This is a genomic window from Holophagales bacterium (genome assembly GCA_016719485.1).
Classification (GTDB): Bacteria; Acidobacteriota; Thermoanaerobaculia; order UBA5066; family UBA5066; genus UBA5066.
This window is the reverse complement of record JADJZB010000007.1, coordinates 18,483-36,214: the sequence shown is the minus strand read 5'-3', so window position 1 is coordinate 36,214 and position 17,732 is coordinate 18,483. Positions and strand designations below refer to the sequence as shown.

General features: G+C 69.0%; 18 protein-coding genes. 7 read left to right on the top strand and 11 right to left on the bottom strand.

Annotation, left to right across the window (positions count from 1 at the left end):
* Positions 1-16 precede the first annotated feature (16 nt).
* The 6 genes from IPN03_06055 to IPN03_06030 all read left to right on the top strand — a co-directional run bounded on the left by IPN03_06055 (position 17) and on the right by IPN03_06030 (position 9,526).
* Positions 17-1,378 carry a DUF1329 domain-containing protein gene (locus IPN03_06055; GenBank protein MBK9373289.1) on the top strand — a complete coding sequence of 454 codons (1,362 nt, stop codon included), beginning with the start codon at positions 17-19 and terminating at the stop codon, positions 1,376-1,378.
* Between the two features lie 16 nt (positions 1,379-1,394).
* Positions 1,395-2,372, top strand: a complete 978-nt coding sequence (locus IPN03_06050; protein ID MBK9373288.1) for a sialidase — start codon at positions 1,395-1,397, stop codon at positions 2,370-2,372.
* Positions 2,373-2,415: 43 nt separating this feature from the next.
* Positions 2,416-4,761 (top strand): MMPL family transporter, encoded by a 2,346-nt coding sequence (locus tag IPN03_06045; GenBank protein MBK9373287.1) that lies wholly within the window; start codon positions 2,416-2,418, stop codon positions 4,759-4,761.
* Positions 4,762-4,830: 69 nt separating this feature from the next.
* Complete coding sequence (locus tag IPN03_06040; GenBank protein MBK9373286.1) at positions 4,831-7,956, top strand: DUF3427 domain-containing protein; 3,126 nt, start codon at positions 4,831-4,833, stop codon at positions 7,954-7,956.
* A gap of 140 nt (positions 7,957-8,096) precedes the next feature.
* Positions 8,097-9,266 carry an ATP-binding protein gene (locus IPN03_06035; protein MBK9373285.1) on the top strand — a complete coding sequence of 390 codons (1,170 nt, stop codon included), beginning with the start codon at positions 8,097-8,099 and terminating at the stop codon, positions 9,264-9,266.
* A 38-nt stretch (positions 9,267-9,304) separates the two neighbouring features.
* Complete coding sequence (locus tag IPN03_06030; GenBank protein ID MBK9373284.1) at positions 9,305-9,526, top strand: hypothetical protein; 222 nt, start codon at positions 9,305-9,307, stop codon at positions 9,524-9,526.
* Here IPN03_06030 and IPN03_06025 read toward each other — a convergent pair.
* From IPN03_06025 to IPN03_05975, 11 genes are all read right to left on the bottom strand, one after another.
* Positions 9,498-9,818 (bottom strand): hypothetical protein, encoded by a 321-nt coding sequence (locus IPN03_06025; GenBank protein ID MBK9373283.1) that lies wholly within the window; start codon positions 9,816-9,818, stop codon positions 9,498-9,500. The genes IPN03_06030 and IPN03_06025 overlap by 29 nt on opposite strands.
* A gap of 12 nt (positions 9,819-9,830) precedes the next feature.
* Positions 9,831-10,286: an addiction module protein gene (locus IPN03_06020; protein MBK9373282.1), complete on the bottom strand. Its 456-nt coding sequence runs from the start codon at positions 10,284-10,286 to the stop codon at positions 9,831-9,833.
* Between the two features lie 171 nt (positions 10,287-10,457).
* On the bottom strand, positions 10,458-10,760 hold the full coding sequence (locus tag IPN03_06015; protein MBK9373281.1) for a hypothetical protein: 303 nt from the start codon (positions 10,758-10,760) through the stop codon (positions 10,458-10,460).
* Between the two features lie 41 nt (positions 10,761-10,801).
* The gene (locus IPN03_06010) at positions 10,802-11,008 is read right to left on the bottom strand and encodes a hypothetical protein (GenBank protein MBK9373280.1); all 207 of its coding nucleotides are present in this window, start codon (positions 11,006-11,008) and stop codon (positions 10,802-10,804) included.
* 4 nt (positions 11,009-11,012) lie between these two features.
* The gene (locus IPN03_06005; protein MBK9373279.1) at positions 11,013-11,219 is read right to left on the bottom strand and encodes a DUF433 domain-containing protein; all 207 of its coding nucleotides are present in this window, start codon (positions 11,217-11,219) and stop codon (positions 11,013-11,015) included.
* A gap of 1,416 nt (positions 11,220-12,635) precedes the next feature.
* Positions 12,636-13,061, bottom strand: coding sequence for a hypothetical protein (locus IPN03_06000; protein MBK9373278.1), 426 nt, complete (start codon positions 13,059-13,061; stop codon positions 12,636-12,638).
* Positions 13,058-14,419 carry a hypothetical protein gene (locus IPN03_05995; protein MBK9373277.1) on the bottom strand — a complete coding sequence of 454 codons (1,362 nt, stop codon included), beginning with the start codon at positions 14,417-14,419 and terminating at the stop codon, positions 13,058-13,060. The genes IPN03_06000 and IPN03_05995 overlap by 4 nt, the downstream gene beginning before the upstream one ends.
* Positions 14,420-14,546: 127 nt before the next feature.
* Positions 14,547-15,095 (bottom strand): type II toxin-antitoxin system prevent-host-death family antitoxin, encoded by a 549-nt coding sequence (locus IPN03_05990; protein ID MBK9373276.1) that lies wholly within the window; start codon positions 15,093-15,095, stop codon positions 14,547-14,549.
* Between the two features lie 84 nt (positions 15,096-15,179).
* Positions 15,180-15,872 carry a tyrosine-type recombinase/integrase gene (locus IPN03_05985; GenBank protein MBK9373275.1) on the bottom strand — a complete coding sequence of 231 codons (693 nt, stop codon included), beginning with the start codon at positions 15,870-15,872 and terminating at the stop codon, positions 15,180-15,182.
* On the bottom strand, positions 15,782-16,213 hold the full coding sequence (locus IPN03_05980) for a phage integrase N-terminal SAM-like domain-containing protein (GenBank protein MBK9373274.1): 432 nt from the start codon (positions 16,211-16,213) through the stop codon (positions 15,782-15,784). Before IPN03_05980 ends, IPN03_05985 begins: the two co-directional genes overlap by 91 nt.
* A gap of 126 nt (positions 16,214-16,339) precedes the next feature.
* The gene (locus IPN03_05975; GenBank protein MBK9373273.1) at positions 16,340-16,948 is read right to left on the bottom strand and encodes a hypothetical protein; all 609 of its coding nucleotides are present in this window, start codon (positions 16,946-16,948) and stop codon (positions 16,340-16,342) included.
* A gap of 164 nt (positions 16,949-17,112) precedes the next feature.
* Here IPN03_05975 and IPN03_05970 point away from each other — a divergent pair, with 164 nt between their 5' ends.
* Positions 17,113-17,250, top strand: coding sequence for a hypothetical protein (locus IPN03_05970; protein ID MBK9373272.1), 138 nt, complete (start codon positions 17,113-17,115; stop codon positions 17,248-17,250).
* The last annotated feature ends 482 nt before the right edge of the window (positions 17,251-17,732 follow it).

Below are 17,732 nucleotides of genomic sequence, written 5' to 3'. Positions count from 1 at the left end.
GGAAGGCGGAGCCGACATGCGCAGGAACTCCCTGACCCTCGTCTGCACACTGACCGCGGTTGCTCTCCTGAGCACGACCGCCGTCGCCCAGGTCTCTCCCCAGGACGTCGCGAAGCTCGGGACGACCCTCACGCCGCTCGGCGGCGAGAAGGCGGCCAACGCCGACGGCTCGATCCCGGCCTGGGACGGCGGCCTCACGAAGGCGCCGGCGGCCTGGAAGCCCGGCAAGCACTACGTCGACCCGTTCGCCGGCGAGAAGCCCCTCTTTACCATCAACGCGCAGAACGCCGCCCAGTACGCCGACAAGCTCTCCGACGGGCACAAGGCGATGCTGAAGGCCTATCCCTCGTTCCGGATCCCGGTCTACCCGACCCACCGGACGGCCGCCGCCCCGCAGCGGATCTACGACGCCACGAAGAAGACCGCCGCGACGGCGAAGCTCGCGCCGGGCGGCAACGGCGTGACCGGCGCCCTCGCCGGGATTCCCTTCCCGATGCCGAAGACCGGTATCGAAGTCATCTGGAACCACATGCTCAGGTACCGCGCCGAGGTCGCGAGCCGGACGGTCGCGCAGGCGGCCCCGACGCGCGGCGGCCAGTACACGCTCGTGCAGTTCGAGGAGGAGACGATGTTCGTCTACCACCTCCCCGGCACGACGGAAGCCTCCATGAAGAACCGCCTGCTCAACTTCAAGCAGGCCGTCATCGCCCCGGCCCGCCTCGCCGGGGGCATCCTCCTCGTCCACGAGTCGATGAACCAGATCGAGCAGCCGCGCGACGCCTGGCTCTACAACCCGGGGCAGCGCCGCGTCCGCCGCGCGCCGCAGGTCGCCTACGACAACCCCGGCACCGCCGCCGACAACATGAGAACGAGCGACCAGCTCGACATGTTCAACGGCGCGCCGGACAAGTACGACTGGAAGCTCGTCGGCAAGAAGGAGATCTACGTCCCCTACAACTCCTACCGGCTCCAGGACCCGACGGTCAAGTTCAAGGACATCCTCACGCCGCTCCACATGAACCCCGACCACCTGCGCTACGAGCTGCACCGGGTCTGGGTCGTCGACGCGACCCTGAAGAAGGGCGAACGGCACACCTACAAGAGACGGACCTTCTACATCGACGAGGACAGCTGGCAGATCCTCCTGGTCGACCAGTACGACAACCGCGACCAGCTCTGGCGCGTCTCCGAAGGGCACGCGATCACCTACTACGACCTGCCGACGGTCTGGACGTCCGCCGAATCCCACACCGACCTCCAGGCGGGGCGCTACCTCGTCATGGGCATCAACAGCGAGAACGCGCCGCACAACTTCAACATCAAGCGCACCGAGGGCGACTTCACCCCCGACGCCCTCCGGCGCGAAGGCGTCCGCTGATCCCGGGGGCCGCGCCATGCGTGACGGAACCCTTTCCGCGCACGGCGCGGCCCTGCTCGCAGGCCTGACCTTCGCCGCGGCCGCGGCGGCCGCTTCGGCGTCCGCCGCGCCTCCTCCGGTCGCTCCCGAGCGGTCGATGCCGGCGAGGCTGGCGAGCCGCTCGCTCCTCCTCGACGCCGCCGACCGCGCAGGCCTCGCCGTCGCGGTCGGCGAGCGTGGGCACGTCCTCCTCTCCCGCGACGCCGGGAAGACGTGGACCCAGGCCGAGGCGCCGACCCGGGCGCTCCTCACGGGCGTCTGGCTGCACGACGCAGAGCTCGGCTGGGCCGTGGGGCACGACGAGACCATCCTCAGGACCCGGGACGGCGGAAAGACGTGGCAGCGCGTCCGCCACGCCCCCGAGGAAGAGAAGCCGCTCCTCGACGTCTGGTTCCGGGACGACAAGTCCGGCTTCGTCGTGGGCGCCTACGGCCTCCTCCTCGCCACGGCGGACGGCGGCGACACGTGGGAGCCGCGCACGGTCGCCGAAGGGGACGACCGGCACCTGAACCACGTCACCGAGGCGGGAGGGTCCCTCTACATCTCCGGGGAGGCGGGCGCCCTCTTCAGGTCCGACGACGGCGGTCAGGCCTGGCAGGCGCTCGCGTCGCCCTACGAGGGTTCGTTCTTCGGCCTGCTCCCGCTCTCCGACGGCGGCCTCCTCGCTTACGGGCTCCGGGGGAACGCCTTCCGCAGCGAAGACAAGGGGACGACCTGGACGCGCATCGCCTCCGGCACCGAGGCGACGCTGATGACCGGCCGTGAGCTTGGCGACGGAAAAGTCGCCGTGGCGGGCATGGCGGGCGTCCTTCTCTGGAGCGAGGACGGCGGCCGCACGTTCCGCCTTCGCGAGCTGGACGACCGGAAGGCCTCCCTGGCGATCCTGCCGGGAGCCGAGGGCGGGGTCGTCCTCCTCGGCGAGGGCGGGGTCCGGCCGATCGAGAAGCCGTTCTAGGCCTGGCGCCCGGGCGGCGCCGTCGGATGGGTGAGGGGGAGAGATGACGAAGGATCGGATCACGAGATTCCTGGAAACCATGGTTTTCGGCCACCGGCCCGTGGTCATCGGCCTCTTTGCCGTGGCCACGGTCTTCATGGCCTGGTCGGCGTCGCACCTGAGGGTCGATGCCGGGTTCCAGAAGAACCTCCCCCACGACCATCCCTACATGGAGACCTTCCTGAAGCACCAGCAGGACTTCGGGGGGGCCAACCGCGTGCTCGTGGCGATGATGGCGCGCGAGGGGGACATCTTCACCGCCGAGTTCCTCGAAGCGCTCAAGAAGGCCACCGACGAGGTCTTCTTCATCCCCGGCGTCGACCGGAGCCGCGTGCAGTCGCTCTTCACGCCGAACGTCCGCTACACCGAGGTCGTCGAGGACGGCATCGCCGCCGGCAACGTCATCCCCGACGACTTCGAGCCGAACGCCGAGGGCCTCGCCCACGTGCGCCGCAACGTCCTGAAAGCCGGCATCGTCGGCCGGCTCGTGGCGAACGACTTCTCGGGGACGATCATCAGCGCCGAGCTCCTCGAGATCGACCCGTCGACCGGAAAGAAGCTCGACTTCATCGCCGTCTCCAACGCCCTCGAGGAGAAGGTGCGGCGCCAGTTCGACGCGGAGTTCGTTCCGGGCTCGAAGATCGACGTGAGGATCATCGGGTTCGCCAAGATCGTCGGCTCCATCTCGGCGGGGACCCGCCGCGTCATCCTCTTCTTCCTCGTCGCCTACGCCCTCACGGGCCTCCTCGTCTACCTCTACTCCCAGTCGCACCGGCTGTCGCTCGTGGCCCTCGGCTGCTCCACGATCGCCGTCGTCTGGCAGCTCGGTCTCCTGACGCTCCTCGGCTACGGCATCGACCCGATGTCGATCCTCGTCCCGTTCCTCATCTTCGCCATCGGCGTCAGCCACGCCGTGCAGATGATCAGCGCCAACGGCGCCGAGATCTTCGACGGCGCCGACTCGATCACGGCCGCCCGGAACAGCTTCCGGCGGCTCCTCGCGCCGGGGTTCATCGCCCTCGCGTCCGACACCATCGGCTTCTTCACCATCCTGCTCATCAAGATCCGGGTCATCCAGGAGATCGCGATCACCGCCAGCCTCGGCGTGGCCGTCATCATCCTGACGAACCTCGTCCTGATCCCGGTCATCCTCTCCTACCTCCACTACCCCGCCGACTACAACGCCCGGCTCCACCGGCGCGCCGCGCACATGGCGGGCTTCTGGCGGCGGCTCGCGCAGGTCTCCGCGCCGAAGCCCGCCGCCGTCATCGTCGCCGTGGCGGTCGTCCTCTTCGGCCTCGGCTGGTGGAAGGGGCGCGACGTGAAGATCGGCGACCTCCACCGGGGCGTGCCGGAGCTGAGGGCCGACTCGCGCTACAACGTCGACAGCGCCGTCATCACGTCGAAGTTCTCGATCGGCGTCGACATCCTCAACGCCATCGTCGAGACGAAGCCCGAGGGGTGCGTCGACCACTCCGTCATGACGACCATCGACGACTTCGCGTGGCACATGGAGAACGTCGAGGGGGTCCAGTCGACGATCGCCCTCCCGGGCATCGCGAAGATGCTGAACGCGGGCTGGAACGAGGGGAGCCCGAAGTGGCGGGTCCTCGCTCGAAACCAGTCCGTCCTCCAGCAGTCGGTGACCTACATCCCGACGACGTCCGGCCTCCTGAACTCCGACTGCAGCGTCATGCCGGTCATGATGTTCACGGCCGACCACAAGGCCGACACGATCGAGCGGATCGTCGACGAAGTGAAGCGCTTCGAGGCCGACCACGGCCACCCCGACGTGAAGTTCAGGCTCGCCACCGGCAACGTCGGGGTGATGGCCGCGACGAACGAGGTCGTCTCCGCGGCCCAGTTCCCGATCCTCGCCTACGTCTTCGGGGCCGTCATCGTCCTCTGCCTCGCCACGTTCCGCTCCCTCCGCGGGACGCTCTGCATCCTCATCCCGCTCGCCCTCGTCTCGCTCCTGGCCTACGCCCTCATGGCCTGGCTGAAGATCGGCCTGAAGGTGAGCACGCTCCCCGTCGTCGCGCTCGGCGTCGGCGTCGGCGTCGACTACGGCATCTACATCTACGCCCGCTTCCGCACGTTGTACAAGGAAGGCGTCCCGCTGACCGAGGCCTACCGGCGGACGCTCGCCATCACCGGCAACGGCGTCCTCTTCACCGGCATTACGCTCGGCCTCGGCGTCTCCACCTGGATCTTCTCGCCGCTGAAGTTCCAGGCCGACATGGGCCTCCTCCTCTGCTTCCTCTTCCTCATGAACATGGTCGGCGCCCTCGTCCTGCTGCCGGCGCTGGCACGCTGGCTGCTGGGGGAGACGCACCAGGGGCACGGCTGAGGAGGGGGGCACGGCGGCCAGAGATTCCCCGATTCACTCATCGCTCGCTATCCTGGCCCGGGGGAACAGATGCCCGATTCTCTCCGGGACGGGGTCTACGAGGATCTGCTGACGCGCCGTCTCCGGCGGGCCGTCGCGGCGCTCCGCCTCAGGGGAGTCTCGGAGCGCCCCGTCTCCGACGACGAGGCGCCGCAACTCCTGGCCCGCGCCGTCGGCGGGGAGATCCAGCGGGTCTTGGCGGAGATCCGGGGCGAGGAGGCCGGCCCTGAGAGGGTCGCTCTCTGCAACGATCTCCTCGAGCGGCTCTTCGCGAAGACCACCTCGGCTCTCGAGGAGGGTGCGCTCGAGCAGGCGCTCGAGTCCCCCGCCCGTCTCCTCGAGGCCGTCTATTCCACGCCCGCCGCCCCGGCCCGGCCCGCCACGCCCCTCGGGCGGACGAGCCTCCTCACGGGAGCCCGGCGGGACCCCCGGTTCGGGGCCGAGCTCATCGCCGAGATCCCGACGGCCGACCGTGTCGACGCGATCGTTGCCTTCGTCACCTGGCGCGGGTGGCAGCAGCTGCGCGAGACGCTCGAGACCTTCGCCGCCGCCCGCCGCTCCTTCCGGCTCCTGACGACGGTCTACATGGGCGCCTCCGACCCGGCGGCGCTGGAGGCGCTCGCTCGCCTCCCCGGCGTCGAGGTGAGGATCTCGTACGACACGCGACGCACGCGCCTCCACGCCAAGGCGTGGCTTTTTCACCGCGAGACGGGCCTGAGCACGGCCTACGTCGGCTCTGCCAACCTCTCCGCCGCGGCCCTCGGCGACGGCCTCGAGTGGACGGTCAAGCTCTCCGAGAAGAGCGACCCGGACACGATCGAGAAGTTCCGAGGGGAGTTCGAGACTCTCTGGGCGAACGCCGAGTTCGAGCGGCTGCAACCGGACGACGCACCCGGGCAGAAGAGGCTCCGGGAGGCCCTCGGCGCCGCCTCGGATCGCAGCGAGACTCCAAAGTTCTTTTTCGACCTGCGTCCGCACCCCTTCCAGGAGGAGATCCTCGAAGACCTCCGACGCGAGCGGGAAGAGCACGGCCGCCATCGCAACCTCGTCGTCGCCGCGACCGGGACCGGCAAGACCATCGTCGCCGCGTTCGACTACCGGCGCTTCGCCGAGGCCGCCGGCGGACGGCCCCGCCTTCTCTTCGTGGCGCACCGGGACGAGATCCTCGAACAGGCCCGCTTCGCCTTCCGCAACGTTCTGCGCGACGGGTCCTTCGGCGAGCGCCTCGGCGGGGGGAACGAGCCGGCCTCCATCGACCACCTCTTCGCCAGCGTCCCGTCGTTCAACTCCCGGGGCCTCCTCGCGCGCCACGGCCCCGACCACTGGGACTACGTCGTCGTCGACGAGATCCACCGCGGCGCGGCCGACAGCTACCAGCCCATCCTGGACAACCTCCGGCCCCGGGTCCTTCTCGGCCTCACGGCCACCCCGGAGCGGACCGACGGACGAGACATCCTCCACTGGTTCGGGGGCCGCCCCGCCGCCGAGATCCGGCTCTGGGACGCCCTCGACAAGCGCCTCCTCGCGCCGTTCGACTACTTCGGCATCGCCGACGGGACCGACCTGACCGCCGTCGGCTGGTCCCGCAAGGGATACGACGTCGACGGCCTGACGAACCTCTACACGAGCAACGACCTGCGCGTCCGGACCATCCTCAACGAGTTCGGCGAGAAGCACGGCGATCCGCGCACGGCCCGGGCCCTCGGGTTCTGCGTCAGCGTGGCCCACGCCGACTTCATGGCCCGCAAGTTCAACGAGGCGGGTATCCCGGCGCTGTCCGTCCACGCCGGCGTTCCGGACGAGGTGCGCGTCTCGGCCCCGGCCCGCCTCGTGAGCCGCGAGGTCAACGTCCTCTTCACTTGCGACCTCTACAACGAGGGCGTCGACCTCCCCGACGTGGACACGCTCCTCCTCCTGCGCCCGACGGAGAGCGCGCTCCTCTTCCAGCAGCAGCTCGGCCGCGGCCTGCGCCTCGCGCCGGGGAAGTCGTCCGTCCTCGTCCTCGACTTCATCGGCCAGCACCGGCGGGAGTTCCGATTCGAGGAACGGCTCTGGGTCCTTACTGGCCTGACACGCCGCCGCCTCCTCGAGGATGTCGAGCGAGGCTTCCCGCTCCTTCCACCCGGTTGCAGCCTCCGCCTCGACAAGGTGTCACGGTCGCTCGTCCTCGAGAACCTCCGGAGCGCGCTCGCGACGAACGTCGCGGGCCTCAGAGCCGACCTCCTCCGCTGCCCCGACGGTGCGGAGACGACTCTCCGTCAGTTCCTCGACGAGTCCCGCCGCCCCGTGGACGACGTCTACGCGAAGGCGGTCGGGGGCTGGACGGCCCTGCGCCGGAGGGCGGGCTTTCTCGCGGAACCGGCCCCGACCGGCGAGGCTCTCCTCAACGCCCGCATGGAACGCCTCCTCCACGTCTCCGACCGCCTCCGTCAGGAGACCTGGCAGCGCCTCTGGAAAGCCGCGTCCGACGACGGCCGGCCATTCTCCACGGACGACGACCGGCTCCTCGCGATGCTCGCGGGTCTACTCTGGGACTACGACTCGCGCCCGCGTTCTCGCACGGCAATCCTCGAAGCGCTGGCCGCGAATGCCGAGCTCGCGCGCGAATTCGGGCAGCTCGCCGAGATCGTCGCCGCCACCCGGCCCCACGGCTCGTCGATCCGGCCCGAGCCATCCTGGCCGCTCCTCCTCCACCACGCCTATACGAGCGACGAGATCCTCGCCGGCACGGGCGACTCGACTCTCGAAGCGCCCCGCAAGCTGGCCGGCAAGGGCGTGTACTTCCTCCGCAACCAGAACGCGGACCTCTTCTTCGTGACGATCAACAAGTCCGAGAAGCTCTTCTCGTCCTCGACCCGCTACGCCGACTACGCCGTCAGCCCCACCGAGTTCCACTGGCAGTCGCAGAGCACCACACCCGAGGACTCCCCCACCGGCAGGCGGTACCGCGAGGGCCCCGCGCACGGCCACCGGGCCTTCCTCTTCGTCCGCGAGAATCGCGACACCGACCTCGGGACGACCGCCCCGTTCGTCTTCCTCGGCCCCGCACGGTACGTGCGCCATCACGGCTCCCGGCCGATGAGCATCACCTGGCGGCTCGACCACGCCATCCCGCCGCGCTACGTCGACCCCTTCTCGTCGTTCCGGGCGGCTTAGGAAGGGGCGCCGACTGCCACGACCGCGGGCCCCGGGGACCGGGGCGAGCGTCGTCTCGCCGGGCTTCGCGTTGACCAGCACTTCCGCGCGCCGGCGACAGAGCCCTTGTGTTATGGAGAATCGGCGCTCAGACTTCCGATATGCATGGTTACGTTTCCCGCGAAACCGAGAAAGACGTTCTCCTCCGGCTCCGGAGGAGTCCCGTCGTCGCCATCGTAGGCCCGCGGCAGTGCGGCAAGACGACGCTCGCGAAGAGGGTCCTGTCTCATCTGCCGAAGTCGCTCTACGTCGACCTCGAGCGGCCTTCGGACGCGGCGAAGCTGACCGACCCGGAGGCGTTCTTCGCCCTCCACGCCGGCGAGACGGTCTGCCTCGACGAGATCCAGCGGGTCCCCGACCTGTTCCCGGTCCTCCGCTCCGTCGTCGATTCGCAGGATCGGAACGGCCAGGTGCTCGTCCTGGGCTCGGCCTCTCCGGACCTCCTGCGCCAGAGTTCCGAGACGCTCGCCGGGCGCGTCACGTTCGTCGAGCTGACCCCGTTCCTCCTGCCCGAGCTGTCTGGCGCTGGGATCGACGAGGCACTGGCAACCACGTGGCTCCGCGGTGGCTTCCCGAGGAGCGTGCTCGCCGCGACGGACGAGGAGAGCTTCGCCTGGCGCGAGGACTTCGTCCGGACCTTCCTCGAGCGGGACGTGCGAGACGTCCGCGCGCGCGTGGACGTTCCCCGGCTCGCGCGCCTCTGGCGGATGTGCGCCCACGAACACGGGCAGACCCTGAACTCCGCCCGGCTCGGGTCGGCGCTCGGAGTCAGCGCCCACACCGTTCGCGCCTGGCTCGAGCTCCTCGAGGGGACCTTCATGCTCCGCCTGCTGCCTCCTCTCGAGGCGAATCTCGGCAAGCGGCTCGTGAAGTCCCCGAGGGTCTTCCTCCGCGACACCGGGGTCCTCCACGCGCTCCTCGGGATCGTCACCCCCGACGACCTCCTCGGACACCCGGTGAGGGGCGCTTCGTGGGAGAGCCTCGTCCTCGAGAACATCCTCGGAGCCTTCCCCGGCTGGCGGGCCTTTTTCTTCCGGACGAGCGCCGGGGCCGAGCTCGACCTCGTCCTCGAGAAGGGGAAGCGCCGAATCGCCGTCGAGTGCAAGGCGTCGTCCGCTCCGACGGTGACCCGCGGCTTCTGGTCCGCTCTCGAGGACCTCCGGATCGACGAGGCCTGGGTCGTCGCGCCGATCGCCTCGGCGTTCCCGCTCGGCTCCGGCGTCGAGGCCGTCCCTCTCGGCGATTTCCTCTCGCGCGCGCCCCGCCGCTGAGGGAGGGCGCACCTATTCGAGTCTCGATCAGCGCCGAGATGGTGCGGACCAACCTCGAGTCCGGCTGGGACAGCTGGCTCCGGGAGGGCTGGGAGGAGAGGGACTTCGATTTCGCCGAGGTGCTCGTCGGGTTCCGAAGCGATCGACTTTTCCACTACGTCCACTTCGAGCGGATCGCAGAAGGCCTCGACACTTCCTATCGCGAACGCCTCGCCGAGGAGTTCCTCGACGTCACCCGACGTCGTCGTCCGGCGGGATGATTTCGATCCGCTTCCAGACGCCCTCTTCGCTCCCGCACAGCGCGTAGATCGGACGGTGGCGCGGGCAGTCGTGGCTGTAGATCCGGAACGCCGGGGGAAGGCGGATCGGTTCTCCGCACAGCTTCCGATACTCGGGCGGGCCGTCGAGCGCCGTTCCGACCGCGTCCGGCTCACCCTGGCGGAAGACGAGGCAGAGCCGAGGCCCCTCCTTCCCGTGCCAGTCTCGGAGCAGTGTCGAGCAGGAAGGGCAGGTCAGCTCAGGCTCCGGCTCGTACACGTCGAACATCCCCATCTCTTCATTCCTCTACACGCCGGCGCGCCGCGCGGCCCGAGCCGCTGCGAGCCAGCGGGCGGAGTCCTCGAGCCAGACCTTGGGATGCTGCGACGTGCCTGACGCCCGCTCCCGGCGCAGGTAGCTCCCTGCAAGCCGCAGTCGCTCGTCGGCCGGCAATGCCTGACAGGCGTCAATCACGTCGCGCACGGGCAGGACGAGGGCGTCGACCTCCACGGGCGGCTGGGGCGGTGGCGGTCTTCTCAGGGTCGCGCGAACTCTCGCGAAGACCTCGTCCGCCGGTATGAGCCGGGACGGGTCGGTCTCCCTCATCCTTCGCTCGACCTCCGCCAGCCACGCCGCCTCGATCTCCGGATCGTTTTCGGCCGGGAGGTCCTGCAGAAGCAGCTCGAAGAGGAGCTCCCACGTCTCCGCGGGCAGCTTCAGGGCGGCCGCGACCCAGGTCGCGGCCGGAATCGCTTCGTTCATGCCCTTTCCCCCGATCTCCCATCACCGTCGAGGCCCTGGTCCGCGCTTCGAACGCATCCGCCTCCCGGCGCATCTCCTCGAGCCTTTCCTCGACGGCTCTTGCCAGCCGGGGGTCAGCGCGCAGCTGCTCGTCCATCCAGCGCATGACCTCGGTTTTCCGCCGGCGCACCGTCAGTCTCCAAACGGAACCGCGAACAGGACGTACTGCCGCGCCCTTCGCCGGCCCGGAGTAACGATCGACGTCGTCGTCCATCGCGCCGAGTACATACCGTCGAGCGCCGTCAGGCGCTCCTCGTCCTCCGGCACCTCGGCCACCATCACCCCGGCGTGGCCCACCCGGACGGCCACGGCCTCGAGATGCATCGGGACACCGTTCACGCGCAGGGTGCAGCGGAGCAGCCCGCCGTCCCGCCTTTCGTCGCTCCAGAGCGCCGGCTCGACGTCCACGCGCGCCTCGCCGTCGCGCAGGGGCACCGCGTGCCCACGCGGCCGGCTCGGCCCAGTGGTCGGTCTCCTCATCCCTCCGCTTCCCGCAACGCCCGCCTCCCGATCGTCCGGAACAGGCGCCGAACACGGAGGAAGTCCCGCAACGCAAGCGCCGCCTCGAATCGGGACCCGACCTTCAGCCACTTCCAGCACGAGTCGAGTCGCTCATCGCAGAAGACGTCGAGCGCTTCCTCCGGGTCGTAGAGCTCCCCGGCCGTCAGACGGAGGACGAGCATCGGATCACTCACGACCACGACCTCCGCGGACGGCCGCTCTCTGGCCCTTTCCTCGGTATCCCACGGCCCACTGCTCGACGGCCCGGATGCCCTTGGCGTCGAGGCGTGGACAGAACTCCAGCGCCTCGGCCTCGGAGTACCCGCTGGCGAGATGGCCCGCGATCGTCGCCACTGTCACGCGCATCCCTCGGATGCAGGGTTTCCCGCCCATGAGTCGGGGATCGACCGTGATGCGCGTGCCCTTCGCCTTGCGCCTCACGGTCGCCTCGGGACGATCTGAAAGAGAGGTTCGACGAAGCCCGCCGAAAAAGAAATTGCCCCACTCGAGGCCTCTCGGCGCGGCGCTCCATGCCCTGGCAGTGCGGCCGCGAGGCCGCGCTGCGGTCCTCTCGCGCGGGCCAGAGGCCCGCGTTCGGGCACCTTCGCGCGCGCAGCCTCCCGCCAGGGCGGACGTCGACGAAGACGACCACCGCGACGACGACGAGGAGGCCGAGGAGACCGACGAGAGCAGCAGCTAACAGGAGGAAGCAGCTCGAGCTTCGGCGTCGTCGTCGAGGTCCGCGGCGACATCGTCGACGCGGAGACCGCAAGGGCTCCGCGATATCAGGGACGCCGCGCTCCGGCCCGCAGGCGGTCCAGGACGCGCGAAGCGCGAGGCTCGTAGAGCCGGTCCTGGACGGCCGAGGACCGGGGCGCACGGGGACCCGGGTGGCCTTCGGGCCGGACCTTGTCCAGGGCCTTCGGCCGCTTCGCGGCGAGCTGCGCTCGCCCTGGACAAGGCCCGCCCCTTCGGCCCCGTCTCTGCTACGAGGAGATGCAGCGGCATCTCCTCGGTGAGGAGCAGCTCCCGACAATCGCGACGTCGCCGAGGAAGTGGCAGAAATCGTTAGCCTGCACGGCTTCCGTGGCAGACGTCTTCTGCCTACGAGCCCTCCGATGCAGAAGACGTTCGGCGAGAAGGGCGGCGCGGCTTCATTTCTTAGCCGCCGCTCCCGGCGGCTCCCGGGCGCGCTGGCGCGAGGGCGCACGGGGCGCGGTGCTCGAGCACCCGAGCGAAGCGAGGAGCGCAGAGGACCACGCCCCGGTCTTCGCGCTCGTAGTGCCAGCGCTTCAGCGCCGCGTCGGCATAGCCGACGCCTCCGCTGCTCGATGGCCTGGCGCGGCGCTCGCTCGCGCCGACGTCGAGCCGAGGAGCGCAGCTCGCGAGCACCGCAGGCGCGTGCGGCGGCGCGTTCGCGAGCGCCGTGTCCAGGCCCTTCAGCGACCGAGCGAAGCAAGCTCCGCTCGGCCTAGGCGGTGTCGGCCGAACTCTGTTAGGCCGCAGGGCGTCGCCACAGCGAGCGTCAGCGAGTGGAGGCGATGCCCCGGAGGCGCGTGGGGCCCCCGCGAAGCGAAGCGGAGCGCTTCATTTCAGCCGGAGCGGCCCAAAGCAGCTTTGGGCCGCGGGGCGCTGCACGGCGCGTGCCGGAGGGAGGTCCGAGGAGGGGCCCCCGGCGCGCCGTGCTCGCGCCCGCACCGTCCTCGCCCCGCGCGCCGGAGCCGCCGGGGGCGGCTCCCCTCCACGGCGCCCGCAGGCGCCGTGCGGTGCTCGTCCTCCGCGTGCTCTTCGCAGAGAGCCGTCTCGCAGTCAGGATTCGGCGAGCATCTTCAGTGCAAGGGCCACATGCTCTCTGACCCCTTCCATCGGATCGTTGAGCAGACCACGTAGGACTTCCGAGTCCTCGCGTTGGCGTTGCCTGCCGAGCATGTAGGCCGCCCACATTCGAGAGCCGGCATTCCTTGACCGAAGCCCCAGGTAGAGCTCCTCCCGGAGTCGCGCGCGAGGGAGACGTTCAAGAAGATGGATTACGGGCCAGTAGGATTCATAGCCGTCGCCGTATCCCAGAGAGTCGATCAGCGGGCGAATACAGGTCTCGTCCGCACAGTTTGCGAGGGCGTCCACGATTCGGCCGTAGTCCTCAAGGAGTTCCGGTGTGAGGTCTTCATCCGGGGGCATGGGACTCAGTCGGACCAGCTCGGCCAGCAAGCGGTCACGCTCATTGCCTTCACTCATTTCGGCGGCCTACTTAGAAGCTCAGGGTATGTCTCACGGTAGTAGCGGAGAACGTCCTTTACCCCCTGATCGTACTTGCCCGGTTCGCCCACCTTCGCCCCTACTCGTCGGACGTCCTTGAGATCGCGCCCCAGGACGATCCTAAACGCCTCCTTCGTCTCTCCCCGACGTACAGCAAGGCCTCGCGCACGAAATGTTCTCGTCATCTCATGCTCGGTGGCAGGCATCACGATCGCGGCCCCCTTGCCTCTACTCGTGAATTTAGCTGCGGCCTGTGGCATGTGATGCGGGGTCAGACCATCGCCGACAACGGCCCGCCCGGCGAGGTCCTCGAATGCGCCCGCCTCCCCAACCCTAAGAGGTAGCCGCTCACCAACGAATCGCGCTCCGGGACCTTCACCCGCTATCAGGCCGCCAGGGAGGACGTCGCCGAATTCAATGGCGTCATGCGAGAACACCGAGGGCGCCGCACGTTCCGATGCACCTTCTCCAAGCCCTGCGAGAGTTCTTAGCCCCCGGCCCGACGACCGAAGCGCCGGCATCAGCGCTGCGAGGTCTCCGGCCGCGCCAGCGACATCCCCCATCGCTTCGTTGATCGCTTCCTGTGCCGAGGTGCCGACCGGCAGCCTACCTTCCGGGTTCGTCAGGGCGACGTAGGTGCCATGTCCGAGGCGTCCGGTGCCTTCCCCAAGCCGAAGCGAACCCGAGACTCCCGACATCAACAGTCTCATCGCTGCGTCGTTGCCAGTTCTGAGAGGCGAATCTGACGGCAAACCGCTACTCATTCGAGCCGCTTGCGCTGCGGCGGCCGCATCGAGAGCATCTGCGGTCTCTGTGCCGACCGCCGGGCACGGCAGTCCGAAGGCGCACAGCCCCCACGGGTCTTCGGGGCTATCCGACACGAGCCCGCAGCTAATCGAGCCGCAAGCCCGACGCGACCAGAGGCTTAGCGACGGCGATGCCCCGACACGGAAGGGCGGCAGTAGCTCGAAACCCCCGACGCGAGTTTCTGGATAACTCGGCGGTGGACCTCGCAGAAGGTTGAGGTCGACGAGCGTCAGAGGACCGAGGTTGAAGTGTTCTCCGTGCTCGAGTTCGCGCTCGGCGAGGATGACGTCGCCGAGGTCGAAGCGCGCGGGCTCAGCGGCTTCGATGTCAGCGACGGCAGCCGGCGCGAGCGAAGCGAGCGCCGAGGCCGCTTCGGTTCTCGCGGCAGAGAAGGAGGCGGGTGGGTTCGACTCCCACACGCCGGTACGCGAGGCCTCGGCGCGGAAAGCCGGAAGAGCAGCTAAGGGAAGGAGCAGCACGAGCGCCGCGAGGCGCCCTCGCCCGATCGCCTCCGCTCGCGGTCCGGCCATCGGAGAGGAGTCTAGCGGTGCCGGGCGGAGGAGAAGCCGAGGACCTTGAGCAGCTCCGCGGTCGTGAAGACGAGGACGCCGGCGTCGTCGAAGTCGTCGTCGTTCGACCAGACCGGCAGCCCCCGCTTCAGGGCGAGGCCAGGACCGTGGTGTCGTTGGGATCACGCTTGCCGATGAGGCTCGCGGCATCCTTCAGCCGTGTCCGGTAGCCGATCTCGGGCACGATCTCGATCGGCAGCGCGTCGAAGACCCGGATGATCGGCGCACGGTCCAGGCCAGCCTTGGCGGCGAGGACAGGAAGGTATTCCCGGACCTCGCCGGCCGCGACGTCGGTCGTGATGACGTGAAAGACCCGGGCCTTCTCGAAGACCTTGCGCGCGGCGTGCCCGAGAGAGGCCGAGAGCAGGACGTTAGCGTCCGCGACGACGCTTCTAAAGTCTTCGAAACCACGCTGAGCCTCGTCCTCCGTGATTCCCTTGGCCTGCAGCTGCTCGGCGAGCTGGGCCGAGAGCGTCAGGTAGAGCTGCCGCCTCATCTCCAGAGGGACGTTCTTTGGGTCCTTCAGGGGGACGATCAGGGCGGTGGGGTGGCTGTGGCTGGTGACGAGGACGTTCTCGGCACCATTGAGGATTTCGCTGGTCTGGTTCCGGAGTTCGCGGACGGTGACGGTCTTCATGGCCTTGTCTCCGCTTCCATCCTGCTCCTGTCGGTGGATATGTGTCAACAGGTGTGTACACATACGTGCCTCGCGGAGGCAGGCTCACTCTGCGCTGCCTCCGCCGCTCCCAGCCCCACCCGGCAGGAGCCGGGCCGCCGGGTGGGTGGCCGTGTGGATCTCCTTGAGCTTCGTGATGGCCACATGGGTGTAGATCTCCGTCGTCGTCAGCTTCACGTGGCCCAGGATGGCCTGGATCATCCGCACGTCCGCCCCGTTCTCGAGCATCAGCGTCGCCATAGCGTGCCGGAAGAGGTGGCAGGACCCGGTGCGCGCGACACCGGACGCCTTCACGTACCGGCTCACGTACAGGCTGAGCGTCTTCGGCGCGATCGGCTCCCCTTCGGCCGCGAGGAAGAGGTACCCGTGGTCCGGCTCGATCACGAAGTCGGGCCGGGCCTCGCGGATGTACTTCGCGATCCACGCCCCGGCCCGCTCCCCCACCGGGACGACCCGATCCCGCCGGCCCTTGCCCTGGCGGACGGTGATCGTGCCGCGTTCGGTGTCGACGTCGTGGACCTTCAGACCCGACAGCTCGGTGCGCCGGATCCCCGTCGAGTAGAAGGTCTCGAGAATCGCCCGGTCTCTCAGGCCCTGCGGCTTCCGGATGTCGGGCTGGGCCAGGATCGCCTCGGCTTCGGTCGCCGTCAGGACGTGCTTCGGAGCCGCTTCTCCACCTTCGGCAGCTCGAGCTCGGAGGCGGGATTCGAGCGGAGGTGGTTCTCGCGCGCGAGCCACTTGAAGTACTGCTTGATGAAGCTCAGCCGGTGGTGCTGCGTCGAGAGCGTCAGCGGGCTGCCGTCGGGCTTCTCCGTGTATAAGAGCGTCCGCTGGTAGCGCTCGAGCATCGGCTTCGTGACGTCGCGAGGCTTCATCACGCCCCGCTCCTGGCACCAGACGGCGAAGTCCGAGACGGACCACTCGGCCGACAGGACCGTCCTCGGCGAGTAGCCCCTGACCTTCATGTGCTCGAGATGTGCCTTGAGGAGGACGACGAAGCCGCGCGAGTCGGTCGTGTCGCGGAAGGCGAAGACTCGCTTTCTCCGGGCCGCCGCACGTCGTCGGGCCGGGCTCGTCACGGCCCTGCTCCTACAGCCGGCCCGCTGGGCGGCGCAGGACCAGCTTGGGCTCGGGCAGTGGGTACGACGGGATTCCGAGCGTGGCTCCGAGGAGCGGAGTTTCGGCCTCTTCGTGCGAGAAGCCGTTCAAGTGCCCATGGGGAGCGGGGTCCGGCTCTTCTTCCTCACCCCGCGATCCGCCCGCGAGGTGGCCCTCTTCCCCCCGCGAGGTTCCAGTCGTAGTCGCGGGACACGCTTCCTCGTCGATGGGATCGACGAGGAAGCGGTGTCGAGGAGGCCCAGGAGGAAGGGCCGGCCGTCCTTCCCTTCGCCGCGCCAGAGGAGCTCGTAGGCGAAGCTCTGGCCTCGGCCGCCACGGTGGACGAGGATGTGCTCGAGCACCGCGAGCCGGTCGAGGTGGATCCGCAGCTGCGTGTCGCCCCAGCCCGTCGCGATCCTCACGCCCCGGCGCGAGAAGCGCAGGTCCTCCCGCGTGACGCACTGCTTCTCGCAGACGGACGTGACCAGGTCGTCGGGGTGGACGAGAAGCCGCCGCGTCTGCGGCGGCAGCTCGTCCAGGCTCCGGCCGAGGACCTCCGAGGCGAGACGGTTGGCGAGAGCGACGTCGGAAAGGGTCGCTTCGACGTACTCGACGACCTCGCCGTCGACGGTCAGGCTCTTCACCTCCCGCTGGTACTGAAAGAGAAGGGCGATGGCCTCGATGAGCTTGAGGTACTTGACGTGGTCGCGCCGCATCGGCGTCTTCTCGTCGAGGAAGGTGAGGCGCGCGGCGAAGGGGTTGTGGAGAGGAGCGGGCGCAGGAGCCGCTGGGCGTTGCGGTGGACCTTCAGCGCCTTGGGCTTCCGGCGTGAACCAAAAGGGAGGATACCCGTCGAGCGTCGGGCCCGCCGCTGCAGCTCGTGGATGCGCCTCGTCTGCTCCCGGCTCTCGTCGACGGTCAGGACGAGGCGGCGGTTGAGGAGCTCCTCGTCGATCTCTCGATGGCCGTCGTCGTCGGGAAGATCATCACCGGCCTTCGACGCGGTACTCCTGCGTGACGAGGCGTCACTGCGGGTCCTTGCCGGTGGAGGCGATGGAGAGCTCGCCCTCCGCGACTGGAGGAGCTTCCAGGCGTAGCCCGCCTTCTCCGCGCCTTCCTCCTCGGCGATGGCCAGGATCTTGTACCGCACTGGCTCTTGCCCTCGCCGAAAGTAGAAGGCGACTGGCCCGTGAGGGCCAGTATTTCGCGCTCCTCCTCCGGGACAGAAGCCGAGGACGGCCTCCATGAGGGCTGACTTGCCCCGGCGGCCGAGCTGGACTGGAGATGACGGCCAGCGGCAATCCCCGGCTTTCTCGAGACGGCCGCGAAATTTAGGCCGTGATTGTTCGTGTCCTCCCCGACTGAGACCGCGGTCTCAAGTCATCGAGGATACGGGCGGGGTGGGGTCGCGGGGAAGCCGAGGCTTCGGCCGTTTCATCTTCGGAGAGGAGGGACGGCCTTCTCCATACAAACTCAGTCTTGCGGATCTCTCCTGCTGAA